Source organism: Pseudomonas sp. B707 (assembly GCF_022496685.1).
In the GTDB taxonomy this organism is placed as follows: domain Bacteria; phylum Pseudomonadota; class Gammaproteobacteria; order Pseudomonadales; family Pseudomonadaceae; genus Aquipseudomonas; species Aquipseudomonas paraglycinae.
In genome coordinates, this window is sequence record NZ_WTVE01000032.1 from 137,960 (window position 1) to 162,977 (window position 25,018).

The 25,018-nt window shown below is 60.9% G+C and carries 21 protein-coding genes; 13 read left to right on the top strand and 8 right to left on the bottom strand.

Annotated elements, in window-relative coordinates:
- Positions 1 to 9 precede the first annotated feature (9 nt).
- From atpG to GQX66_RS21830, 9 genes are all read left to right on the top strand, one after another.
- A complete protein-coding gene (atpG, locus tag GQX66_RS21790) occupies positions 10 to 870 on the top strand; it encodes a F0F1 ATP synthase subunit gamma (protein WP_007954161.1) in 861 nt (286 codons plus the stop codon).
- Positions 871 to 897: 27 nt separating this feature from the next.
- Positions 898 to 2,274 (top strand): F0F1 ATP synthase subunit beta, encoded by a 1,377-nt coding sequence (gene atpD, locus GQX66_RS21795; protein WP_007954162.1) that lies wholly within the window; start codon positions 898 to 900, stop codon positions 2,272 to 2,274.
- Between the two features lie 45 nt (positions 2,275 to 2,319).
- The gene (locus GQX66_RS21800; RefSeq protein ID WP_007954164.1) at positions 2,320 to 2,745 is read left to right on the top strand and encodes a F0F1 ATP synthase subunit epsilon; all 426 of its coding nucleotides are present in this window, start codon (positions 2,320 to 2,322) and stop codon (positions 2,743 to 2,745) included.
- A 119-nt stretch (positions 2,746 to 2,864) separates the two neighbouring features.
- A complete protein-coding gene (gene glmU, locus GQX66_RS21805) occupies positions 2,865 to 4,232 on the top strand; it encodes a bifunctional UDP-N-acetylglucosamine diphosphorylase/glucosamine-1-phosphate N-acetyltransferase GlmU (protein WP_240871319.1) in 1,368 nt (455 codons plus the stop codon).
- 130 nt (positions 4,233 to 4,362) lie between these two features.
- Positions 4,363 to 5,139, top strand: a complete 777-nt coding sequence (locus GQX66_RS21810) for a DeoR family transcriptional regulator (RefSeq protein WP_102687914.1) — start codon at positions 4,363 to 4,365, stop codon at positions 5,137 to 5,139.
- Between the two features lie 2 nt (positions 5,140 to 5,141).
- Positions 5,142 to 6,974, top strand: a complete 1,833-nt coding sequence (gene glmS / locus GQX66_RS21815; protein ID WP_240871330.1) for a glutamine--fructose-6-phosphate transaminase (isomerizing) — start codon at positions 5,142 to 5,144, stop codon at positions 6,972 to 6,974.
- Between the two features lie 73 nt (positions 6,975 to 7,047).
- Positions 7,048 to 7,974, top strand: a complete 927-nt coding sequence (locus GQX66_RS21820; RefSeq protein WP_085747999.1) for a LysR family transcriptional regulator — start codon at positions 7,048 to 7,050, stop codon at positions 7,972 to 7,974.
- Between the two features lie 104 nt (positions 7,975 to 8,078).
- Complete coding sequence (locus tag GQX66_RS21825; protein WP_064379665.1) at positions 8,079 to 8,705, top strand: glutathione S-transferase; 627 nt, start codon at positions 8,079 to 8,081, stop codon at positions 8,703 to 8,705.
- Positions 8,706 to 8,743: 38 nt separating this feature from the next.
- Entirely contained in the window at positions 8,744 to 10,774 is a 2,031-nt protein-coding gene (locus GQX66_RS21830) for a pyridoxamine 5'-phosphate oxidase family protein (RefSeq protein ID WP_240871333.1), read from the top strand.
- Positions 10,775 to 10,778: 4 nt separating this feature from the next.
- Here GQX66_RS21830 and GQX66_RS21835 read toward each other — a convergent pair whose 3' ends face one another.
- The 8 genes from GQX66_RS21835 to GQX66_RS21870 are packed head-to-tail and all read right to left on the bottom strand — an operon-like array spanning position 10,779 to position 19,767.
- Positions 10,779 to 11,909, bottom strand: a complete 1,131-nt coding sequence (locus tag GQX66_RS21835) for a glycosyltransferase family 4 protein (protein ID WP_085747997.1) — start codon at positions 11,907 to 11,909, stop codon at positions 10,779 to 10,781.
- Positions 11,910 to 13,040 carry a glycosyltransferase family 1 protein gene (locus GQX66_RS21840; protein ID WP_240871336.1) on the bottom strand — a complete coding sequence of 377 codons (1,131 nt, stop codon included), beginning with the start codon at positions 13,038 to 13,040 and terminating at the stop codon, positions 11,910 to 11,912.
- On the bottom strand, positions 13,024 to 14,391 hold the full coding sequence (locus tag GQX66_RS21845) for a glycosyltransferase family 1 protein (protein WP_240871339.1): 1,368 nt from the start codon (positions 14,389 to 14,391) through the stop codon (positions 13,024 to 13,026). The genes GQX66_RS21840 and GQX66_RS21845 overlap by 17 nt, the downstream gene beginning before the upstream one ends.
- Positions 14,388 to 15,641 carry an ABC transporter ATP-binding protein gene (locus GQX66_RS21850; protein WP_102687920.1) on the bottom strand — a complete coding sequence of 418 codons (1,254 nt, stop codon included), beginning with the start codon at positions 15,639 to 15,641 and terminating at the stop codon, positions 14,388 to 14,390. Before GQX66_RS21850 ends, GQX66_RS21845 begins: the two co-directional genes overlap by 4 nt.
- Positions 15,641 to 16,438, bottom strand: a complete 798-nt coding sequence (locus tag GQX66_RS21855) for an ABC transporter permease (RefSeq protein ID WP_085747994.1) — start codon at positions 16,436 to 16,438, stop codon at positions 15,641 to 15,643. The genes GQX66_RS21850 and GQX66_RS21855 overlap by 1 nt, the downstream gene beginning before the upstream one ends.
- Entirely contained in the window at positions 16,439 to 17,881 is a 1,443-nt protein-coding gene (locus GQX66_RS21860; RefSeq protein ID WP_240871355.1) for a mannose-1-phosphate guanylyltransferase/mannose-6-phosphate isomerase, read from the bottom strand. It lies immediately after the preceding gene.
- Between the two features lie 3 nt (positions 17,882 to 17,884).
- Positions 17,885 to 18,856: a GDP-mannose 4,6-dehydratase gene (gmd, locus tag GQX66_RS21865; protein WP_007954189.1), complete on the bottom strand. Its 972-nt coding sequence runs from the start codon at positions 18,854 to 18,856 to the stop codon at positions 17,885 to 17,887.
- Positions 18,853 to 19,767 (bottom strand): GDP-mannose 4,6-dehydratase, encoded by a 915-nt coding sequence (locus tag GQX66_RS21870; protein ID WP_240871358.1) that lies wholly within the window; start codon positions 19,765 to 19,767, stop codon positions 18,853 to 18,855. The genes gmd and GQX66_RS21870 overlap by 4 nt, the downstream gene beginning before the upstream one ends.
- 427 nt (positions 19,768 to 20,194) lie before the next feature.
- Here GQX66_RS21870 and GQX66_RS21875 point away from each other — a divergent pair, with 427 nt between their 5' ends.
- From GQX66_RS21875 to GQX66_RS21890, 4 genes are read left to right on the top strand one after another with little or no spacing between them, the layout of a single operon-like run.
- Positions 20,195 to 21,742 (top strand): glycosyltransferase family 4 protein, encoded by a 1,548-nt coding sequence (locus GQX66_RS21875; protein ID WP_240871361.1) that lies wholly within the window; start codon positions 20,195 to 20,197, stop codon positions 21,740 to 21,742.
- A complete protein-coding gene (locus GQX66_RS21880) occupies positions 21,736 to 23,040 on the top strand; it encodes a glycosyltransferase (protein ID WP_085747989.1) in 1,305 nt (434 codons plus the stop codon). The genes GQX66_RS21875 and GQX66_RS21880 overlap by 7 nt, the downstream gene beginning before the upstream one ends.
- Complete coding sequence (locus GQX66_RS21885; RefSeq protein ID WP_129972460.1) at positions 23,037 to 24,191, top strand: acyltransferase; 1,155 nt, start codon at positions 23,037 to 23,039, stop codon at positions 24,189 to 24,191. Before GQX66_RS21880 ends, GQX66_RS21885 begins: the two co-directional genes overlap by 4 nt.
- Complete coding sequence (locus GQX66_RS21890; protein WP_085747987.1) at positions 24,185 to 25,003, top strand: class I SAM-dependent methyltransferase; 819 nt, start codon at positions 24,185 to 24,187, stop codon at positions 25,001 to 25,003. Before GQX66_RS21885 ends, GQX66_RS21890 begins: the two co-directional genes overlap by 7 nt.
- Positions 25,004 to 25,018 lie beyond the last annotated feature (15 nt).

Sequence of the window (25,018 nt, forward strand, 5' to 3'; positions counted from 1 at the left end):
AGGTGTTACATGGCAGGCGCAAAAGAGATTCGCAGTAAGATTGCGAGCATCAAAAGCACGCAAAAAATTACCAGCGCCATGGAAAAAGTGGCGGTCAGCAAAATGCGCAAGGCACAAATGCGCATGGCTGCTAGCCGTCCTTATGCGGAGCGTATCCGCCAGGTAATTGGGCATCTGGCCAACGCCAACCCGGAATACCGCCACCCGTTCATGATCGATCGCGAAGTAAAGCGCGTCGGTTATGTCGTCGTGAGCAGTGACCGTGGTCTGTGCGGCGGCTTGAACACCAACCTGTTCAAGGCCCTGGTCAAGGACATGGCGGTAAACCGCGAAAACGGCGTCGAGATCGATCTGTGTGTCGTTGGTAGCAAGGGTGCGGCCTTTTTCCGCAACTTCGGCGGTAACGTCGTTGCAGCTATCAGCCACCTGGGTGAAGAGCCGTCGATCAATGATCTGATCGGCAGCGTCAAGGTGATGCTGGATGCCTACCTGGACGGCCGTATTGACCGCCTGTCCGTGGTATCCAACAAGTTCATCAACACCATGACGCAACAGCCTACCGTGGAGCAGTTGATTCCACTGGTGGCGACCCCGGATCAGGAACTCAAGCACCACTGGGACTACCTCTACGAACCAGACGCCAAAGAGCTGCTTGACGGCTTGATGGTGCGTTACGTGGAGTCGCAGGTGTACCAGGCGGTGGTCGAGAACAACGCGGCTGAACAGGCTGCGCGGATGATCGCGATGAAGAACGCTACCGACAACGCCGGTGATTTGATCAGCGATTTGCAGCTGATCTACAACAAGGCGCGTCAGGCTGCGATCACCCAAGAGATCTCGGAAATCGTCGGCGGCGCTGCCGCGGTTTAACGGTTCAAATATTCAGAGGATCCAGCTATGAGTAGCGGACGTATCGTTCAAATCATCGGCGCCGTTATCGACGTGGAATTTCCACGCGACAGCGTACCGAGCATCTACGACGCCTTGAAGGTTCAAGGCGCCGAAACCACTCTGGAAGTTCAGCAGCAGCTGGGCGACGGCGTGGTTCGTACCATTGCGATGGGCTCCACCGAAGGCTTGAAGCGCGGTCTGGACGTCAACAACACTGGCGCAGCCATCTCCGTACCGGTCGGTAAAGCGACTCTGGGCCGGATCATGGACGTACTGGGCAACCCGATCGACGAAGCTGGCCCGATCGGCGAAGAAGAGCGCTGGGGTATCCACCGCGCCGCTCCTTCCTTCGCTGAACAGGCCGGTGGCAACGAGCTGCTGGAAACAGGCATCAAGGTTATCGACCTGGTTTGCCCGTTCGCCAAGGGCGGTAAAGTCGGTCTGTTCGGTGGTGCCGGTGTAGGCAAGACCGTAAACATGATGGAACTGATCCGTAACATCGCCATCGAGCACAGCGGTTATTCCGTGTTCGCCGGTGTGGGTGAGCGTACTCGTGAGGGTAACGACTTCTACCACGAGATGAAGGACTCCAACGTTCTCGACAAGGTAGCCCTGGTCTACGGTCAGATGAACGAGCCACCGGGAAACCGTCTGCGCGTAGCGCTGACCGGTCTGACCATGGCCGAGAAGTTCCGTGACGAAGGTAACGACGTTCTGTTGTTCGTCGACAACATCTATCGTTACACCCTGGCCGGTACCGAAGTATCCGCACTGCTGGGCCGTATGCCTTCGGCAGTAGGTTACCAGCCGACCCTGGCAGAAGAGATGGGCGTGCTGCAAGAGCGCATCACTTCGACCAAGCAAGGTTCGATTACTTCGATCCAGGCCGTATACGTACCAGCGGACGACTTGACTGACCCGTCGCCAGCGACCACGTTTGCTCACCTGGACGCCACCGTCGTTCTGTCCCGTGACATCGCTTCCCTGGGTATCTACCCGGCGGTAGACCCACTGGACTCGACTTCGCGTCAGCTGGACCCGAACGTGATCGGCAACGATCACTACGAGACAGCTCGTGGTGTTCAGTACGTGCTGCAGCGTTACAAAGAGCTGAAGGACATCATCGCGATCCTGGGTATGGACGAGCTGTCGGAAGCCGACAAGCAGTTGGTAAACCGTGCTCGTAAGATCCAGCGCTTCTTGTCGCAGCCGTTCTTCGTGGCTGAAGTCTTCACCGGTGCTTCGGGTAAATACGTTTCCCTGAAAGACACCATTGCTGGCTTCAAAGGCATCCTCAACGGTGACTACGACCACCTGCCAGAACAAGCGTTCTACATGGTCGGCGGCATCGAAGAAGCGATCGAGAAAGCCAAGAAACTGTAATCCAGGCGCCCGGCAACGGGCGCTAATTTAGGTTGAGGCAATCAGATGGCTATGACAGTCCATTGCGACATCGTCAGCGCGGAAGGAGAAATCTTTTCCGGCCTGGTCGAGATGGTGATTGCGCACGGTGCTCTGGGTGATCTTGGTATCGCTCTGGGCCACGCGCCGCTGATCACTAATCTGAAGCCAGGTCCGATCCGCCTGATCAAGCAAGGCGGGGAAGCCGAGGTGTTCTACATCTCCGGTGGTTTCCTCGAGGTTCAGCCGAACATGGTCAAGGTGCTTGCCGATACCGTGCAACGTGCCGCCGACCTGGATGAAGCTCAGGCTCAAGCAGCTCTCAAGGCTGCCGAAGCTGCTCTGCATGAGAAGAGCGCAGATTTCGACTACGGAGCTGCATCCGCACGTCTGGCCGAGGCTGCAGCTCAGCTGCGCACCGTCCAGCAGATCCGCAAGAAGTTTGGCGGTTAATCCGTCAGCCACTTGTTGTGCGATTGATAAAAAAGGGTAGCCTCGGCTACCCTTTTTTCTTTTCAGAATTCCCGAAACCCCGGTCGCAGTTGCTGACCACCCAGGATTGGTAGCCAGTCATGTCTCTTGAAATCGTTATCCTCGCGGCCGGTCAAGGCACCCGCATGCGTTCCGCGCTGCCAAAAGTGCTGCACCCGATTGCCGGCGACTCCATGCTCGGTCATGTTATCCACAGCGCCCGTCAACTTGATCCACAGCGCATCCATGTCGTCATCGGCCATGGTGCGGATGTAGTACGCGAACGTCTGGCCGCAGACGACCTGAACTTCGTGTTGCAGGACAAGCAGCTGGGCACCGGCCACGCCACGGCCCAGGCTGTTCCGTTCATTACGGCCGATACCGTACTGATTCTCTACGGTGACGTGCCGTTGATCGAGGTCGAGACCTTGCAGCGTCTGCTCAAGCACGTTGTACCGGGGCAAATGGGTCTGCTCACCGTCGAACTGGACGACCCCACCGGTTATGGCCGCATCGTGCGCGACGCCGACGGCAAGGTGGCCGCCATCGTTGAGCACAAAGACGCCAGCGAAGCACAATGGGCGATCACCGAAGGCAATACCGGCATCCTGGCTGTGCCGGCCAACCGCCTGGCGGACTGGATGAGTCGCCTGTCGAACAACAACGCGCAGGGCGAGTATTACTTGACCGACGTGATCGAGATGGCAGTCAACGACGGCCTGACTGTCGCCACCGAACAACCGCACGACCCGATGGAAGTGCAGGGCGCCAACGATCGCAAACAGCTCTCCGAGCTGGAGCGTCATTATCAGTTGCGCGCCGGTCGTCGCCTGATGGCTCAGGGTGTCACTCTTCGCGATCCGGCCCGGTTTGATGTACGTGGCGAAGTGACCGTCGGTCGCGACGTGCTGATCGATATCAACGTGATTCTCGAAGGCAAGGTCGTCATTGAGGACGACGTGGTCATCGGCCCGAACTGCGTGATCAAGGACAGCACCCTGCGCAAAGGCGTGGTGATCAAGGCCAGCAGTCATATTGAAGGCGCAGTGTTGGGTGAAGGCAGCGATGCCGGCCCGTTTGCCCGTCTGCGTCCGGGCACTGTGCTTGAGGCCCGCGCCCATGTGGGTAACTTCGTCGAACTGAAAAATGCCCGCTTGGGCGAGGGCGCCAAGGCCGGACACCTGACATACCTTGGTGACGCCGAGATCGGTGCGCGCACCAATATCGGCGCCGGCACCATCACCTGCAACTACGATGGCGCCAACAAGTGGAAAACCGTGTTGGGCGAAGATGTGTTCATCGGCTCCAACAACTCGCTGGTCGCACCTGTGGATATCTCCGCCGGCGCAACCACTGCGGCCGGTTCGACCATTACCCAGAATGTGGATAACGCGCAGTTGGCGGTTGGTCGGGCACGGCAGAAGAACATCGATGGCTGGAAGCGGCCTGAGAAGATCAAGAAGAGCTGAGTTATCCACAATGCTCGATGTATGAAAAAGACCGCCGCCGGCGGTCTTTTTTATTGGGCACGTCTTGACGATTTGCAGCTGATAGGTTTTGATTGCTTCCGTTATCTTTCGAATTGAAACTTAGTAGCCCATGTCGAAACGCAATACACCTCAGCGTCGTCACAACATTCTGGCTTTGCTTAATGAGCAGGGCGAAGTGAGTGTGGACGAACTGGCCAAGCGCTTCGAAACTTCGGAAGTTACGATTCGCAAGGATCTCGCTGCTCTGGAAAGTCACGGTCTGTTGCTGCGCCGTTACGGGGGAGCGATCACCATGCCTCAAGAGTTGGTGGCAGACGTCAGTCAGAACGTTTCCAAATACAAACAGGCGATTGCCCGCGCCGCGGTTACACGCATCCGCGAGCACGCCCGCATCATCATCGACAGCGGCAGCACCACCGCCGCCATGATTCCCGAGCTTGGCCAGCAGCCAGGCCTGGTGGTGATGACCAATTCCCTGCACGTGGCCAACGCCCTGAGCGAGCTCGAACACGAGCCGGTACTGCTGATGACCGGCGGTACGTGGGATCCCCACTCGGAATCCTTTCAGGGCCAGGTCGCCGAGCAGGTACTACGCTCTTACGACTTCGATCAGTTGTTTATTGGTGCCGATGGCATCGACCTGGTGCGCGGCACCACCACTTTCAATGAGCTGCTCGGCCTGAGCCGGGTGATGGCGGAAGTGGCGCGGGAAGTGATCGTGATGGTCGAGGCCGACAAGATCGGCCGCAAGATTCCCAACCTGGAGCTGCCATGGAGCAGCGTCCATACCCTAATTACCGATGATCGCCTGCCCCTTGAGGCACGCGCTCAGATTCAGGCTCGCGGTATCAACTTGATTTGCGCGACTGTCAGTCAGGAGAAATAAGCATGTGTGGAATTGTCGGCGCGGTAGCTGAACGTAACATCACCGCCATTCTGGTCGAAGGCCTCAAGCGCCTCGAATACCGGGGTTATGACAGCGCCGGTGTGGCGGTGTACACCAATGACGGCACTCTGGAACGCACCCGTCGTGTGGGCAAGGTCAGCGAACTCGACGCGGCGCTCGCCGAACATCCGCTGGTAGGCCGTCTCGGCATTGCCCACACCCGTTGGGCCACTCACGGTGCGCCGAGCGAGCGCAATGCCCACCCGCATTTCTCCGGTGACGTTGCCGTCGTGCACAACGGCATCATCGAAAACCATGAGGCGCTACGTGAACAACTCAAGGCGCTGGGCTACGTGTTCACCTCGGACACCGACACCGAAGTCATCGCCCACCTGCTGACTGAAAAGCTCAAAAATCTGCCGGACCTGACCGACGCCCTGAAGGCCGCGGTCAAGGAACTGCATGGCGCCTACGGTCTGGCGGTTATCCACGCACAGCAGCCGGATCGACTGGTCGCAGCCCGCAGCGGCAGCCCGCTGGTGATCGGTCTGGGCCTGGGCGAGAACTTCCTCGCTTCCGACCAACTGGCCCTGCGTCAGGTCACCGACCGTTTCATGTACCTGGAAGAGGGCGATATCGCCGAAATCCAGCGTGACAAGGTGCAGATCTGGGACGTGAGCGGCAAAGCCGTCGAGCGCCAGACCGTCCAGTACACCGATGGCGCCGAAGCCGCCGACAAAGGCGAGTTCCGTCACTACATGCTCAAGGAAATCCACGAGCAGCCATCCGTGGTGCAGCGCACCCTGGAAGGTCGATTGAGTTCGGATCAGGTGCTGGTGCAGGCGTTTGGCCCGCAAGCGGCCGAACTGTTCGCCAAAGTGCGCAACGTGCAGATCGTGGCGTGCGGCACCAGCTACCACGCCGGCATGGTTGCCCGTTACTGGCTCGAAGAGCTGGCCGGCATTCCATGCCAGGTCGAAGTCGCCAGCGAGTTCCGCTACCGCAAGGTAGTGGTGCAGCCGGACACCCTGTTCGTCACCATTTCCCAGTCCGGCGAAACCGCCGACACCCTGGCTGCGCTGCGCAACGCCAAGGAACTGGGCTTCCTCGGTAGCCTGGCGATCTGCAACGTTGGGATCAGTTCGCTGGTGCGCGAATCCGACCTGACTCTGCTGACCCAGGCCGGTCGCGAAATCGGCGTGGCTTCGACCAAAGCTTTCACTACGCAACTGGTCGGTCTGCTGTTGCTGACCCTGTCTTTGGGTCAGGTGCGCGGTACTTTGGGCAAAGGCGTTGAAGCCACGCTGGTCGAAGAGCTGCGTCGTCTGCCAACCCGTCTGGGCGAAGCGCTGGCCATGGACAGCACGGTGGAAAAAATCGCAGAGCTGTTTGCCGAGAAAAACCACACCCTGTTCCTGGGCCGTGGCGCGCAATTCCCGGTGGCGATGGAAGGGGCCTTGAAGCTCAAGGAAATCTCGTACATCCACGCCGAAGCCTATCCGGCTGGCGAACTGAAACACGGCCCGCTGGCGCTTGTGGATAACGACATGCCGGTGGTCACCGTCGCACCGAACAACGAACTGCTGGAGAAGCTCAAGTCCAACCTGCAGGAAGTCCGCGCCCGCGGCGGCGAACTGATCGTGTTCGCTGACGAGAAAGCCGGGATGACCACCGGCGAAGGCACCCACGTGGTGCAGATGCCGCACATCCACGACATCCTGTCGCCGATCCTCTACACCATTCCGCTGCAATTGCTGTCGTACTACGTTGCTGTGCTCAAGGGCACGGACGTGGATCAGCCGCGCAACCTGGCGAAGTCGGTGACGGTGGAATAAGTTATCCACAGTTGAATCACCCCCATAAAATCGCAGCTTCGGCTGCGATTTTTTTATCCGGATCGAGGGCACCATGGATCGCTTCCAGGAAATGCAAGTCTTCGCCATCGTTGCCCAGGAGCAGGGCTTCTCCGCTGCCGCGCGGCGCCTGGGTTTGTCGGCAGCCAGCGTGACCCGGGCAGTGGCGGGGCTGGAGCAGCGAATTGGTACGCAGTTGTTGATCCGTACCACCCGCAGCGTGCATTTGAGCGAAGCGGGTCTGCGTTATCTGGAAGACTGTCGGAGAATTCTCGCCGAGGTGCAGGAAGCGGAGGATTCCGCTGCCGGCAGTCATACCCAGCCCCGTGGGCAGTTGACGGTGACGGCGCCAGTTTTATTCGGAGAACAGTTCGTCACGCCGGTAATGGCGCGTTATCTGACGCAATACCCGGACGTTTCCATCAATGCCCTGTTGCTCGACCGGGTGGTGAACATGGTCGAGGAGGGCGTCGACGTCGCGGTGCGCATCGGCGAGTTGCCGGACAGCAATCAGCATGCGATCCGGGTCGGTGAGGTGCGGCGGGTGATTTGTGGTTCGCCGGAATACTTTGCGGTCCATGGCCGGCCGACCCATCCGCAGGCCTTGGCCGGGGCGCCGGTGGTGGCGACGTCGGCCATCGGCCAGCAGCGCAGTTGGCCATTCATGGAAAACGGTGAGCTCATTGGCGTAAAACCGGAGCCGCGTCTGGTGGTTACCGCCAATCAAGCTGCGATCACAGCGGCGTCGTTGGGTCTGGGGTTGACCCGGGTGCTGTCTTATCAGGTGGCCGGCAAGGTGGCTTCCGGCGAACTGGAAATCGTCCTCGCCGAGTTTGAACTGCCTGCTCTGCCGATCCATGTGGTGTATCAGGGCGGGCGCAAGGCGCCGGCGCGGATACGCAGTTTTGTCGACTTCATCGTGCAGGCGCTGCGCGAGCATCCGGCGCTGAAAAACGCTGCGTTATTTCATCCAGAGAAATAATGGATTGCATTTGCTGGTGATTCTGTTGTTTTCGCGATCAGGGGAAGATGGCTCCTACGGCCACCGTCCATCCTGAACGGCGCCATCATCCAGCGGAGTCGACCATGCAAGCGATCAAACTCTACAACTTCCCGCGTTCCGGCCACGCCCATCGCGTCGAGCTGATGTTGTCACTGTTGCAACTGCCGACCGAGCTGATCTTCGTCGATCTGGCCAAGGGCGAACATAAACAGGCGGCATATCTGGCCATCAATAGCTTCGGCCAGGTTCCGGCCATTGATGACAATGGTGTGGTGCTCGCGGACTCCAACGCGATTCTTGTCTACCTGGCACAGAAATACGGCAATGGCCGCTGGCTGCCAAGTGATCCGGTCGGCGCCGCGCACGTGCAGCGCTGGTTGTCGGCCGCCGCCGGGCCGATTGCTTTCGGGCCCGCTGCCGCACGCTTGATCACGGTGTTCGGGGCGAAGTTCAACGCCGAGGAGGTCATCACCCGTGCGCACAATTTTCTCAAGGTGATGGATGCGGAACTGGGCAAAACCCCTTACCTGACCGGCACTGAGCCGACCATTGCCGATGTCTCGGCCTACAGCTACATCGCCCACGCGCCGGAAGGCAATGTATCGCTGGACGACTACGCTAACGTTCGCGCCTGGCTCTCGCGTATCGAAGCGCTGCCCGGTTTTGTCGGCATGCCGCGCACCGTTGCCGGCTTGCAAACCACCGTCTGACATTCAATCTGTGCCGACGGCGCAGGGGAGAGACCGTGATGGAACGTTCACCGTGGCACGCTGGCGAGCAACAGTTGCAGGCCCATGTCGGCGTTGCCGAGCGCATGGAGGAATTCGGTCGTAAGGTGATTCGCACCTGGATGCCGGATCAACACCGCCAGTTCTATCAGCAATTGCCCTTCATGCTGTACGGCGCGGTGGATGCCGAAGGTCGCCCCTGGGCCAGTGTGCTGGAGGGCGAGCCGGGCTTTGCTCACTCTCCCGAGCCGACGCAACTGCAGTTCGCAAGTCTGCCGGCTGCTGATGATCCTGCACAGTTAAAGGCTGGCGCAGCGATCGGTCTGCTTGGGATCGAACTGCACACCCGCCGGCGCAATCGGCTAAATGGCCACATCGATAATTTCGATGCGAACGGCTTCGGGCTGACGGTCGATCAGTCGTTCGGCAACTGCCCGCAGTACATTCAATTGCGACAGTTTCAGCGAGTGCCGCTGACGGATCCGCAGACCCGCAAAGCCGAACACCGTGACAGCCTTGATGACGCCGCCATTGCACTGATTGAAAGTGCCGACACCTTCTTCGTCGCCAGTTATGTCGATGTCGACGGTGAGCGTTCGGTGGATGTTTCCCACCGCGGCGGTCAGCCCGGTTTTGTGCGGATCGAGGGTAATCGCCTGACGATCCCTGATTTTGCCGGCAACCTGCACTTCAATACGTTGGGCAACCTGCTCCTCAATCCCTTGGCCGGCTTGCTGTTCATCGACTTTTCCACAGGCGATGTGTTGCAGCTCAGCGGTCGCACCGAGATCATTCTCGAGGCGCCGCAGATCGAGGCCTTCCAGGGCGCCGAACGGTTGTGGACTTTCGAGGTGGAAAAACTGGTTCGGCGTCCGGCAGCGCTGGCTCTTCGCTGGCGCTTCGACGGCATGTCACCCACCAGCCTGCTGACCGGCAACTGGGCCCAGGCCGATGCACGATTGCAGGCCAAGGCATTGGGGGACAGCTGGCGGCCATTGCGCGTGGCAAAAGTCGAAATGGAAAGCCGTCACATCCGCTCGATCTATCTGGAGCCGGACGATGGCGCAGGACTGCCGGTGTTTCTCGCCGGGCAGCATCTGCCGCTTCGGTTCAACCTCGACGGTGAGGTGCACATCCGTACTTACAGCCTGTCGGGCGCGCCGTCGGATGATTTCTTCCGGATCAGCGTGAAACGCGAAGGGCGGGTATCGACCCACCTTCACGAAAAGATTCGCGTCGGCGACGTGCTGGAGGCGCGATTGCCCCAGGGGCATTTCACTGTAGCGGCGCTGGAACGTCGTCCATTGGTGCTGCTGGCTGCGGGCGTCGGCATCACGCCGTTGCTGTCGATGCTGCGTGAGGTGGTGTATCAGGGCCTGCGGACGCGGCGGATTCGTCCGACCCTGTTTGTTCAAAGCTCCCGCAGCCTCGCCGACCAGCCGTTCCGCGCAGAGGTGGATCGGTTGCTGGAGGACGCCGGTGATGCCGTGAAAGTGTTGCGAGTGCTAAGTCAGCCGGAAGACGATCTGGTCGAAGGAAAAGACTTCGACCTGCGTGGCCGTATCGATGGCGATCTGTTGCGCAATCTGCTGACCGACGAGGACTTCGATCAGGTCGACTTCGTGCTCTGCGGTCCCGGCGGTTTTACCCAGGGTATCTATGACACTCTGCGTGAACTGGATGTGCGGGACGGGCAGATCCATGCCGAAACCTTCGGCCCTTCGACCCTCAAGCGCCAACCCGATCCGGATGCGATCGTGATCGAGCAATTGCCCGCCGCGACCACATCGGTACCGGTGCTGTTCGAGCGTTCGGCCAAGGAAGCACGTTGGCAGCCCGACGGCGGCAGTTTGCTGGAGCTGGCGGAAAGCCGTGGATTGCGTCCGGAGTTCAGTTGCCGCGGTGGTTCGTGCGGCACCTGCAAGACCCGGCTGATCAGCGGCGCGGTGAATTATCCACAGCCTCCGGCTGAAGTGCCGGAGGAGGGGCAGGTGCTGATTTGCTGCGCGGTGCCGGCGCAGAGTGCCCAGCCGCTGGTGCTGGATCTGTAAGGGATCAGGCGTAGGACAACGCCTTTTCCTCCAGCAGCTCCTGATACAACTCGGTCCACTTGCGGCCCATTTCGTCGGCTGTGAATAACTGCCGATAGCGGGCCTCTGCCTTGAGGCCCATTTCGGCGGCGCGGGCCGGGTTTTCCCACAGGGTGCGCATCGCTTCGCGAAACGCCTGTGGATGACTCGGTGGCACCACCAGCCCGGTTTCGTTGTGGATATTGATGTAGCTGGTGCCGGTGCCGATCTCGCTGGAAATCATCGGTTTGCCGTACATCGCGCCTTCGAGCAGAGAAATGCCGAACGCTTCCGAGCGCAGGTGCGACGGGAAGACAATGGCATAGCTCAGTTGCAGCAGGGCGACCTTGTCTTCATCGCTCAGACGGCCGAGGAAATGAATGTTTTTCAGGCCAAGCGCGGCGGCCTGGGCGTGCAGCTCCTGCTCCAGCGGGCCCGCGCCGACGATCACCACCGGGTAGTCAACGTCCTTCAAGGCATCAAGCAGGATGTGCAGGCCTTTGTAATAGCGCATCACCCCGACAAACAGGAAAAACTTATCCCCAAGCTGCTGGCGCCAGCGGTTCATGCGCTCGACATCGGCCTGTGGATAACCTGCCTTGTTCAAGCCATAAGGGATGACGCGGGTCTTGTCCTGGAATTGCTGCAACACATCGCTGGTGTGCAGATAGTTAGGCGAGGCCGCGACAATCCGGTCGGCGCTGGCGAGGAAGCGGTTCATCAGCGGGCGATAGAGCTTTAGCAGGTGCTTCTGGCGAATGATGTCCGAGTGGTACGTCACCACCGTCGGTTTGTTCACGCCGCTGGCGAAGTGCACCAGATCCATGAACGGCCACGGGAAGTGGTAGTTGATCACGTCGGCTTCGGCGGCCAGTTCGCGAAACTGCTTGAACACGCTCCAGGAAAAACCGGTGGAGGCGAACTGGATATCCAGTTTTGCCCGATGCACTTCGTGCTGGCCGAGACGCACCACAGCAGGCTCTGGATTGGCGCTAAGGGTCAGCACCTGGCCGTCGATGCCGTGTTGGGCGCCGCTCTCGCAGAGTTGAAAGATCACTTGTTCGATACCGCCGACCGAGTCAGGCAGGTACGTCTTGAAAAAATGCAGAACCCGCATTCAACCTCCCATGGCCTGGAGGTAGGCGCCGGCCGTGGCCTGCGCGCAACGCTTCCAGGAAAAAAGCCGTGCCTGCTGCAATCCGGCTTTCCGGCATGCCTGCCAGTGCGCTTGATCTTCGATCAGTCGGCTCATCGCATCACGCAAGCCGTCTGCATCGTCAGCTTCAATATAGTTGCCGGCGTCTCCCGCCACTTCCGGCATGGCCGAGGAGTGGGTGAGCACCACCGGCGTGCCGCTGGCCATCGCTTCCAGCACCGGCAGGCCGAAACCTTCATACAGCGACGGAAAAATCAGCGCCCGGGCGCCGGACAGCAATTGCGCGACTTGCTCATCGGGCAAGTAGCCGAGCAGGCACACGTGCCCGCAAGCCAGCGCCTGCTGCAATTCATCACTGAACTGGTCGCGCTGCCAGCCGGCCATGCCGACGATCAACAGCGGAAAACGCTGGCGTACCAGATCCGGCAACAGCGCGTGGGCGCGCAGAGCCAGGTTCAGGTTCTTGCGTGGCTCCAGAGTGCCGACGCAGAGGAAATACTCCCGGAACTCGACCGCATGGGCCTTGAGCACCGTGTCGATGCCTTCCGGCTCGCGCGGATGGAAACGCTCGGCAACACCCAGCGGCGCGACCACGAAACGCTCGGCAGGCAGTCCGAAATATTCCCGTGCCTCGTCAGCGATGGCTTGCGAGTCTGTCAGGATGATCCGTGCCCGGCGTACGCCGTCGGCGAGTCGTCGCTCGATTTCCCGCAGCCGTGCCGGCGGCTGGGTCTCGGGGAAATGCAGGTGCGTCAGATCGTGCAGGGTGATCACGGTCGGGCCATCGAAGGCCAGCGGCCACAGGCTCGGTTCGTGATACAGATCGACCGGGTGCGCCGGGCCCTGATCGAAGCGTTTCTGCTCCAGCCAGCGGCGGGCCTGATAGGCGCCGGGGATCTGCCGCAGCAATGGCGTCAGACGCGAATAACCGGGCATCGCTGCTTCCGGCAGCTGCGAACTCCAGCCCCAGCCATGGAAGAGCGCCACGTCGATATCGGTGTCCGCGTGCAAGGCATTTACCAGCTCGGCGACGTAATGGCCGATGCCGGTGCGCGGTGCCTGGAGAATCCGGGCGTTAAGGGCTATGCGCATGTTGCCTCGCTGGCACCTGAGGCGCCTCCAGCACATGGCGTGCGGTACGCTCGGCCAGTTGCGCGCTGGCTTCGCGCCAACCGTTCCACTGCCAGTCGCTGACATCGCGGGCGGCGGGGAATCGACCGCTGCGTTCAAAGGACTGCACCAGATCGGCGAGGCTTTGCGGGGCCTGCAGATCGAAATAGGCCATGAACTCACCGCCGATCTCGCGAAACACCGGGATGTCGCTGCCCATCGCCGGCAGCCCGCGCTGCATGGCTTCCACCAGCGGCAGGCCGAATCCTTCGACGAACGACGGAAACACCAGCGCGCTGGCATGGGCGTAGGCGTGTTCGAGGCTGGTGTCGCTCAGGTCGTTGAACATGAACAGGCGCCGGTTCAGTTCGGGATGATGGCGGATCCGGGCGAGCAGCGTGTCGCACTTCCAGCCAATGCGTCCGGCGATGCACAACCGGGCTTTCGAGCCGTCCGCCCAGGCATGATCAAAGGCATCCAGCAGATAGTCATGGTTCTTGCGCGGCTCGATGGTGCTGACCATCAGGAACACTGGCTCCGGCGTTGCGAACAGCCGTTCCAGACGCGGTTCGACGGCAACTTCAACGCTCTGCAGATCCAGCTCGGAACCGAGGTGAAAATAGTCGAACCAGCGTTTGCCGGTCTGTTCCGATCCGAGGCGACGTTGCAGTTCTGCACGCACTTGATCGCGCACGGTGGTGGAAATCGCCATGAAACCGTCGGCGTTGTGGGCGATCCAGTCGAACCACTCGCTGTACACCTCGACCAGCCGCGTGTCGTAAAACTGCGGGTGGGACAGGGGAATCAGGTCGTAGATCACCGCGACGATGCCCAGACCTTCATGTTTGAGGCGTTCGGCGTGCAGAAAAAAGTCCGAATGCCAGGACGAGTCCAGCAACACCAGATGATCGCCGGGCTGGTGTTGCAGCGGCTCACTGCGTCGATCCAGTTGATAGCGATTGATCTGCTCGACCAACCGCAGTGGTATCCCGAATACACCGAACGACGTGAGGCGATAGCCGACGTACAACAAACGTCGTGTCAGCTTTGTTCGGCAGCGTGTGTCCAGCCGCTGATGCACTTGCCAGAAGCGGTGGGCAAGCCGTTCCAGGCGTTCGCCAAGCGTGGCGATGGTATTGAACAGCGGTGAGTCCAGCGGCGCCAGACGCGTCACACGGTAGAGCCTGCCCTTGAGCAGGATCACCGGCACGCATTCGACCCCTTCGGCGCTCGGCGGCAGCTGTTTGATGACGTTGCGCACCACCCGCTGAATCCCCGAATTGACCTTCGGGTGTTTGAACACGTGGGTGCATTCGACCAGCAGCCGGGTCATGGCGCGCGCTCAGTCAGCGCAGCGGCGGTATGGCGGGTTATCGAGGCCTTGGCGTCGAGCCACGAGCAGCCGACAAAATTTTCCTGCCGGCCGTTGATCACATGAAACACCAGGCCATAGTCGCGCCACTCGAAGTTCCGATCCATATGAGAGTCCAGTCGCGACAGGCTCAGCGATACCGAGTAATTGCCCTTGCCCAGACCCATCACGAAGGCAAAGCGATAGGTGAAACGTTCTCCGGCGTGCAGATCCGTCAGGGCCTTGTCGAGGCGATGGGTATTGATGCCATACATCATCTGGCCCAGGCGGTCCTTGATGAGAAAGCCGAGCACCATTCGTTCGATGTCGCTGCGCACCTCGACCTGTACTTCCAGCACTACCGGCTGACCGACCTCCGCTGCTTCGATGGAGCGCTCCTGTTCATCCAGCAGGCGCACCCCGAGGATGACGGCTTCTCCTGTGCCCGACACGGTCCGTACTTCGCCGCCGGCGAGCATTTCCTGACGCACGATCTGGCCTTCGCGTTCGGCCATCAGGGCGTTGTAGTAATCGAGCACCACTTCCGGCTTGTCGTACATGGCCATGTGGCCGTCCTTGAGCAGGATCGCCGAGTCGCAGATCGACTGGATCGCCGAGCGGTCGTGGGACACGATCAGCAATGTCGTGCCCGCCTTGCGGAAGCTGCGGATGCGATCGAAGCTCTTGTGCTGAAAGTAGGCGTCACCCACCGACAGTGCTTCGTCGACGATCAGGATGTCCGGTCGCCGTGCGGTGGCGACGCTGAAGGCCAGGCGCATCTGCATGCCGCTGGAGTAGGTGCGGACCGGATGGTCGATGGCCTCGCCGATTTCGGCGAAATGTTCGATCTCGGGCATCATCGCTTCGATTTCGTCGACCTGCAGACCCAGCAGTTGCCCGGCCATGATTGCGTTCTGGCGGCCGGTAAAGTCCGGGTGAAAGCCCATGCCCAATTCCAGCAATGCGGCGACGCGACCTTCAATTTCAATCTTGCCGCACGTGGGTTGAGTGGTGCCGGTGATCATCTTCAGCAAGGTGCTTTTACCCGCACCGTTGGCGCCGACGATGCCCACCGCCTCGCCGGAAGCGATTTCGAAAGCGACATCCTGCAGCACCCAATGCTGGTGGTGGCGCAGGGGCGAAAACGGGATCAGCCATTCCGCCAGGCGACTCCAGCGATTGGGATACTGCTTATAGGCCTTGCCCAGGCCGGTGACGCGAATATGTCCCATCAGAGTTCATCCACCATTTCACCGACACGCCTGCGAAACAGCCGCAGGCCGATCAGGCACATCACCAGCGCGGTGATGAACACCGGCAGCAGCGAACTCCAGACGGGCCACTGCCCATACAGGAACAGGTTCTGATAGCTGCCGATCAGGTTGGTCAACGGGTTGAGTTGCAGCAGCCGCTGAACCCACTCCGGCAGGATGCTCATCGGGTACACGATCGGCGTCAGCCAGAACCAGAACTGCAGGCAGATGGCGAAGAGCTGACCGACATCGCGAAAGAACACATTCAATACGCCGAGGATCATGCCCAGCCCGGCGCAGAACATCATTTGCAGCGCGATCAGGGGGATCAGCGCCAGCAGCGCCATGCCCGGCCAGCGCCCGGTGATCAGCAGAAAGCCGAGGAACAGGCCGATGATGATGGCGAAGTTGATTGCCGCGTTGCAGAGCACAATCACCGGCAGGCAGATTCTGGGGAAGCTGATTTTCTTCAGCAGGTTGGCGTTGTCCAGAAACATGGTCTGGCTGCGCAGGGTGATTTCAGAGAACAGCCCCCAGGCCAGCAGACCGGCGCAGAGGTAGACGCTGTAGGCCATGCTGTCATCCACGCCCGGCAGGCGTGCGCGCATGATGTGGGAAAAGATCACGGTGTAGACGATGATCATCGACAGCGGGTTGAACACGGGCCACAAGGCACCGAGCAGTGAATTGCGATAGCGCGATTGAAACTCTCGCTGCACGCTGCCGAGAATGAAGCCTCGATAGTCATGCAGCGAGCGATACAGGGAAAGCAGCATTTAAACCGTCCTGCCGTACTGGTCTTCGAAGCGGACGATGTCGTCCTCTCCCAGGTATTCGCCACTTTGCACTTCGATGATCACCAGGTCGATCACGCCGGGGTTCTCCAGACGGTGCTTGTGACCGGCGGCGATGAACGTCGATTCGTTCTTCGCCACCAGGGTCGTGCCGCTGCCGTTGTTGGTGACCTTGGCCATGCCTTCGACCACCACCCAGTGTTCGTTGCGGTGATGGTGCATCTGCAACGACAGCTTGCCGCCGGGTTTGACCACGATGCGCTTGATCTTGAAGCGCGGGCCTTCCTCGAGCACGGTGTAGGTGCCCCACGGACGGCTGACCGTACGATGCAGGCGATAGGCTTCGTGGGATTTGTCCTTGAGCTGCTTGGCCACGCGCCGCACATCCTGAGCACGGTCGGCGTGGGCCACCAGCACGGCGTCGGCGGTGTCGATGATGATCAGGTCTTCCACACCGACGGCGGCCACCAGCCGGCCTTCGCTTTGAACGAAGTTGTTGCGGCTGTCGATGAAGATCGCCTCGCCGCTCGCACGGTTGTTGTCAGCGTCGGCCGGCACCAGCGCCGCTACGGCACCCCACGAACCGATGTCGCTCCAGTCGAAACCGGCGGGCACCACCACGACCTTTTCCGAGCGCTCCATCAGCGCGTAGTCGATGGAGATGTCGGTGATCTCGGCGAACAGCTGGGGCGACAGTTCCTGTTGCAGGCAGCCGACGGTTTCCACCGGTTCGCTGGCGGCCATGCAGGCGCGGGTCTGTTCCAGCAACTCGGGGGCGTGCAGCGCCAACTCGGCGATCAGGGTCGCGGTGGTGAAACAGAACATCCCCGAGTTCCACAGGAAGTTGCCGCTCTCCAGATAATGGGTCGCGGTTTGCAGGTCGGGCTTTTCCACGAAGCGCTGCACCTTGGCTGCGCCGTTTGCGTCCAGTGGCGCGCCGGTTTCGATGTAGCCGAATCCGGTTTCCGGGGCGGTCGGCACCACACCGAAGGTCACCAGATAACCGTCTTTTGCCAGATTGACTGCATGTTCGACCGCGCTCTTGAGCGCGTCTTCGTTGAAGATCAGATGGTCGGCAGGCATCACCACCATGATCGCTGCATCACCGTGCAGGGCTTGCAGCGACAGCGCTGCCGCCGCGATGGCCGGCGCGGTGTTGCGCCCGGTGGGTTCGAGCAGAAAGTGCCCGCGATGGCGTGAAAGGCGCGCGGCCTGATAGTGATCCTTGCTCTGGAAGTAGTACTCGCGGTTGGTCACCGTGACAATGTCGCCCCAGCCGTCCAGCAGCGCGGCGGCGCGCCGGTAGGTCTTGCCCAGCAGCGACTGGCCGTCGGGCAGGGTCATGAACGGCTTCGGGTGGCCCTCGCGGGACACCGGCCACAAACGGGTGCCGGCACCGCCGGACAGAATCACGGGGATCAGCATGGCCTACTCCTTGGCGACGCGTTTCATGTCTGCATCCATCATCATGCGGATCAGGGTGTCGAGGTCGGTCTTGGGTTTCCAGCCGAGCACGCGCTGGGCCTTGGCCGGGTTGCCGAGCAGCACTTCGACTTCGGCCGGGCGGAAGAACGCCGGGTCGATCTTCACGTAGTCGCGGTAGTTCAGGCCAACGTGATCGAAGGCGATTCGGCACATCTCGCGCACGGTGGTGGTAACGCCGGTGGCGACCACGAAATCGTCGGGCTTGTCCTGTTGCAGCATCAGCCACATGGCCTCGACGTAGTCACCGGCGAAGCCCCAGTCGCGCTTGGCATCGATGTTGCCCAGGGCCAGCTCCTGCTGTTTGCCCTGCTTGATCCGGGCCGCAGCGTCGGTGACCTTGCGGGTGACGAACTCGATACCGCGCAGGGGCGATTCATGGTTGAACAGGATGCCGCTGCTGGCGTGCAGGTTGAAGCTTTCGCGGTAGTTGACGGTGATCCAGTGGCCATAGAGCTTGGCCACGCCGTAAGGGCTGCGCGGATAGAACGGCGTGTTTTCGTCCTGTTGCTCGGCCTGGATCAGGCCAAACATTTCGCTGGTGGACGCCTGATAGAAACGCGTGTGCGGGCTGAACTGACGGATCGCTTCGAGCAAGTGAGTCACGCCCAGGCCGTCGACGATGCCGGTGGTTACCGGTTGGTCCCAGGAGGCGGCAACGAAGCTCTGGGCCGCCAGGTTATACACCTCGTCCGGCGCCGACTTGATCACCGCGCGCTGCACCGAGCAGGCGTCGGCCATGTCGCCGTCCAGGTAAACGATGTCGGCTTCAACGCCCATCTCGCGCAGACGCCAGCGCGAGTCGCTGCTGCGCCGTGCCACGAGGCCGTGAACCTTGTAACCCTTGTCGAGCAACAGTCTGGCCAGATACGCGCCATCCTGGCCGGTGATCCCTGTGATCAATGCACTTTTTGTCATTCTTGTCGTACTCGCGTCTCCCAGTCGGACAGGATCGCCCGCAGGGATTGTTGTGTAGTGATTTGCGGCGTCCATCCTGTGATCCGGGCCAGCCGTCGGTGGCTGCCGCAGACGCGACGCTGATCCGCGCGGCGCATACGTGCCGGATCCTGAACCAGTTGCAGCTTGACCTGGGCCAGGTCGCCCATCTGTTCGATGAGGCTGCGGATGCTTTGCTCATGGCCTGAGCAAATGTTGTACACCTGCCCCGGCGTGCCTTTTTCCAGCAGCGCGAAATAGGCCGAGACCACATCGCCGACGTCGAGGAAATCGCGGGTGACATCAATGTCACCGACTTCCAGTTGCGGCGCCTGCAGGCCTTGCTTGATACGGTTGATCTGCCGCGCGGCGCTGGCGATGACAAAACTGTCTTTCTGCCCGGTGCCGATGTGGTTGAACGGACGCGCGACCAGTACCGGCCAACCTTCGCTCAGCCCCCATTGCAGGCTGAGGAACTCCGCCGACAGCTTGCTGACTGCATAGGGATTGCGCGGGCAGGGTGGTTGTTGTTCGGTGATCGGCAGCGCGGGTTCTTCGACCTGGCCATAGACGTCGCCCGAGCTGACATACAGGAACGTGCCCTTGAAGCCGCGGGCCTTGAGGGCCTGCAACAGGTTCAGAGTGCCGAGCAGGTTGATGTCGAGAGTACGTGCCGGGTCGCGGAAAGCTTCGGGGACGAAGGTTTGTCCAGCCAGGTGAATGATCGCATCGGGCAGCTGCGGCCACAGATCGATAAGGCTGTCCGGTTTTGTCAGGTCGTAGGCCGAGGCGGCAGGCAGAAGCTGCCACGACGCGTCTTCCCCTTGCAGACGTGACTGGATGTGTTGTCCTACGAACCCACCGAGGCCCGTGATGAACAGACTTTTTTTCAAACAGCGACCCCTTGGTCTTTAACTTTCACCTCTTCCCACAGGCTTTAAGGGAATGTCTGTCAGACCCCTGGTAAAACCGGGCAGAACGGCAGGTGAAGTCATTGTTGTAGTTGTTTGACTGCCAATCTGTGCCAATTGCGCAGCAATTTCAACCGGCCAAACCGTGACCGGTCAGTTCTCGTCAGCGTAGTCGCGTTTTTCTCGTCGGGCGGTTCCCGAACCTTCAACGGATGTGTTTAGAATGCCCCTCGTCACGGTTCCCCGAACGCTGCCGGAGTGGGTGTGCAACCGGGTGAATCTGACCACTAAAACAAGAACGAAGACATGTCCCGGAACACTGGACGAGCATCGGCCCTGCCGACTCGATCCAATGGCCAGGCCGTCATAGCGTGAAGTTGCCGGGATGGCGGTTTCACCGTGGGATGCCATGAATTTCATTCTCTACTCGGACGTCAACGACCGCTCCATCAGCCAGAGTCTCGGGCGTCCCGAATACAGCTATTACTTCGTGCTCAAGGCCTATCGCCCGGTGCTTGAAAGCCTCGGGCAGGTGCATGTGGTGTCCACCACCGCCGAGGTCGATCCGCTCTATCGACGGCTGCTTGCTGCCGGCGAGTCCAGCGTGTTTCTGTCTTTTACTCCGCCGCAAAATACCCCGAGCGATCTTGAATGCCCGACGATCTGCGTGATCGCATGGGAGTTCGATTCGATCCCGGACGAGTCGTGGGACGATGATCCGCGCCACGACTGGACGCAAATGCTCGCACGACAGGGACGGGTCATCACGCTGTCGAGCCACACCGCCCGCGCGATTCGCCGCGCCATGGGCGAGGACTTTCCGGTACTCGTGCTGCCGACGCCCTTGTGGGAAAACTTCGCCGCCATTCGTGAGCAGCACGTCAGTGCGCCGATCAATCCAGGCGCGACCCTGGCGATCAAGGGCTGCATTTTCGACAGCCCCACGCTGGGACTGTCTGCCGACGATTTGCTGCCCAAACCGCTGACCGCCGAACAACTGGCTGAAATCGAGGCACTGCGCCCGCCACCGCTGACGGTCAAACGACGCCTGGTCATTGCCCGTCACTATCTGCGTCTGTGGAGGCTGGGCGCGGGTGAAGAACGGGTGAAATTCCTGCACCACTGGTACTGGGAGGGTGTGCAGGATCTGCTGTCGGACAGCGCACACGCCTGGCTTGAAAAACGTTTCCCGGCCATCGCCGCTCCGCATGCGGTGGCGGTGGTCGAGCCACCCCCGCTGGATTTGCCGGACACCTCCTCAGTGGTCGAGACCGCGGTGGAAGGCGTGATCTACGTCACCGTGTTCAACCCCAAAGACGGCCGCAAGAACTGGCACCACCTGATCACCGCGTTCTGCTGGGCCTTTCGCGAAACGCCTGACGCGACGCTGGTGCTGAAGATTACCCAGAATGATCTGGCGTCCTACTACAGCGAACTGATGACCCTGCTCGCGCAACTGACACCGTTCGCCTGCCGGGTGCTGGTGATGCACGGTTACCTGGACGACGCGCAATACGCGCGGCTTTACCAGGCCGCCAGTTTTTACGTCAACGCCTCACGCTGCGAAGGCCTGTGCCTGCCGCTGATGGAGTTCATGTCCAGCGGCAAACCGGTGATCGCCCCGGACCATACGGCCATGGAAGACTACATCGACGATACGGTGGCCTTCGTCGTCCGGTCCAGCGAAGAGCTGACGATCTGGCCTCAGGACACCCGGATAATTTATCGCACGCTGCGCTATCGGCCGGACTGGGCTTCGCTCAAAAGCGCCTATGAGAACAGCTACCGGATGGCCAGGGCGCAGCCGCAGGAGTACGCGCGCATGTCTGCCGCCGCTGTCGAACGCATGCGCGACTATTGCGCGTTCGCCCCGGTGCAACGGCGCATGGCGGACTTTTTCGGCCTCGAGCCACTGGCCGCCGATGCCGCCCCTGTGACGGACAACGCCTCATGCTGATCATCATTCATTCGGAAACCAACCAGCACACCATCGCGCAAAACCTCGGCCGTTCGGAGTACAGCTACTACTTCGTACTCAAGGAGTACCGGCCGGTGCTCGAACGCCTTGGGCGTGTGGTGGAAGTCGTTGATCCGGCGCGCGAAGTCGATGCGTTGTATCTGGAATGCCTAGCCCGTGGCGAGCCCTGCGTGTTTCTGTCGTTCTCGCCGCCGCACCGCACGCCGATCCACCTCGCGTGCCCGACACTGCCGGTATTCGCCTGGGAATTCAGCACCATCCCCAACGAACCCTTCGACAACGAGCCGCGCAACGACTGGCGCACGGTGCTCCGGGCCTGCGGTGCGGCGATCACCCATTCCGGTTACACGGTCAATGCCGTGCGCGAGGCCATGGGCGCCGATTACCCGATTGTCGCGGTCCCGGCGCCGGTATGGGATCGCTTCGCAGCCCGAGGCGCGCAGCTTCAGGGTCAGTCTCCGACCGGACCGGTGCGACTGACGATCAAGGGACTGATCGCCGACAGTCGCCAGCTCGACCTCGACGCCTTCGGCCCGGAACATTTGCGCCGTGGTGAGGGCATCGATTTCCAGGCACCGGTGTGCGAGCAAGAGTTGTTGCTGGACGGGGTCGTCTACACGTCGGTGTTCAATCCCGGTGACGGCCGCAAGAACTGGGAAGACATGCTGAGCGCATTCTGCGTGACGTTTCGCGACATCGAAGACGCGACGCTGGTACTCAAGCTCACGCACCACGATGCCGAAGAAGCGCTCAGCGACATTCTTCATCACCTGTATAAGAACCAGTCCTATCGCTGTCGCATCGTGCTGATTTATGGCTACCTCGCGGACGCGGACTACGAGCGTCTGGTACAGGCCACGCGTTACGTGGTGAATACTTCTTACGGTGAGGGCCAGTGCCTGCCGTTGATGGAATTCATGTCCTGCGGCAAGCCGGCCGTGGCGCCGCGGACCACGGCGATGATCGATTACCTGAGTGCCGAGAACGCATTCCTGGTCGAGTCCTCCGATGAACTTACCGCCTGGCCTCACGATCCGCGCAGGGCTTTCCGTACCCTGCGCTACATGACCAACTGGGCGTCGGTCTGCGTGGCCTACCGCGACAGCTACGAAGTGGCGAAACACGATCCGCAGCGTTACGCACACATGGCGGCCCGGGCCGTCAGCAGTCTGCAGGGTTTCTGCAGTCAGGCAGTGGCAGAGCAGCGGTTGCAGGTTTTTCTCGCGCAACTGTTCGAGCATCAGGCATCCGCGGGCACCGAGGTGCCCCAGGCATGAGTGACAAACGAATCCTGGACATCGAAGTGCTGCGGGCGATCGCGGTGCTCGGTGTGCTGTTTCATCATTTGCAGGGCAGCCTGTTCACCGACCCGGTACCCCTGCTGGAAAAAATCCACGCCTGGGCGCAGCCGTGGTGGGGCGTCGATCTGTTTTTCGCGATCTCCGGATTCGTCATAGCCCGCAGCCTGATCCCGGCGTTGCGAGGTTGCACGACCCGTCAGGAATACTGGGAGCAGACGCGCAACTTCTGGTTGCGCCGGGTCTTTCGTCTGCTGCCGTCGGCGTGGCTGTGGCTGGCGCTGATGTTGCTGGCGTGCCTGTTTCTCAATCGCTCCGGAGCGTTCGGTACGCTGCACGCCAACCTGCAGGCGACGCTGGCGGGCGTGTTGCAGTACGCTAACTTCCGTTTTGCCGACAGTTTCTTTCATTACGAGTACGGCAGCAGTTTCGTGTATTGGAGCCTGGCGCTGGAGGAGCAGTTCTATCTGCTGTTCCCGCTGCTGATTCTGGTGTGCCGCAAGCATCTGGTCTGGGCGCTGCTGGCACTGGTTGCGGTGCAATTGTTCACCCTGCGCACGCCGATACTGATGGTCATCCGTACCGATGCGCTGGCCCTGGGTGTGTTGCTGGCGATGTGGAGCATGCAGCCGGGCTATCGCCGGTGGGAGCCGACTTTCCTGCACCGCCCGTGGGCCGGAGTGGGTGCGCTGATCGTGCTGGCGCTGCTGCTGAGCTACATGGCCACCGACCGTTTCACCTTTGTTTCTTACCGCATCGGCTCGATTGCCGTGCTCGGTGCGCTGCTGGTGTGGATCGCTTCGTACAACCGCGATTACCTGCTGCCTGCCGGCAGGCTGCAACAGTTGATGGCATGGGTCGGCAGCCGTTCCTACGGGATCTACCTCATCCACATTCCGGCTTACCAACTGGTGCGTGAGCTGATCTTCCGCTTGCAGGAGGCGGGAATGTCCAGCCCTGCCGGTCACCCGATCATCACGCTGTTGCTGGCGTTCGGTCTGATCGTGCTGCTCAGCGAGCTCAATTACCGTCTCATCGAAATGCCGATGCGCAATCGAGGCGCTGCCCTGGTGCGGCGCCTCGGTACATCGCGAATCGCCGTCCCATCCTCTGGAGCCACCTCATGCTGAGCCTTTTGAAGAAACTCACGGCGTCGACGCCTGCACCGATGCCCGAGCAGCCAGCTGCCGGGAAGGTCGATTCGTACATGCTCGGCCTGCACGACGCGATGCTCAGCGGCTGGTTCAACCAGGAAACCGGTGAGCTGTTCAAAGGCTTCCCGGTGACCGCCGATGACACCTTGCTGGACGTTGGCTGCGGCGACGGTGGCAACGTGCATTTCTGCGGCATGCGCGGGGCGAAGATCATCATTGCCGACATCGACGGCGCCAAGGTCGAGGCGACCCGCCAGCGCCTGAGCGATACCCCGGCGCGTGGGGTCGAATGCCATGTCACCGACTGCAATCCGCTGCCGATCGCCGATGGCACCGCCACTCGTGTGGTGTCCACCGAAGTCATCGAGCACGTCGACGACCCGGCGCAGTTCCTTGCCGAGCTGGTGCGCGTCGGTCAGTCGGGCGCGCTGTACCTGTTGAGCGTGCCGCATCCGAGCTCCGAAGACCTGCAGAAAGATATCGCCGCGCCGGAGTATTTCCAGAAGCCCAACCACATTCGCATCATCAGTGAAGAGCAGTTCAAGGCGATGGTCAGCGAGGCGGGACTCGAGATCATCAGCCATAGCCAGTACGGCTTTTACTGGTCGATGTGGATGTTGCTGTTCTGGGAGGCCAAGGTCGATTTCAGCAACCCGGATCACCCGTTGCTAAACCATTGGGCCGAGACCTGGCAAGCGGTGCTCGACTCACCGCGCGGCGCGCAGATCAAGCAGGCGCTGGATGCGGTGGTGGCCAAGAGTCAGGTAATCATTGCCCGCAAGCCCTGAACGCTTTTGTGTAAC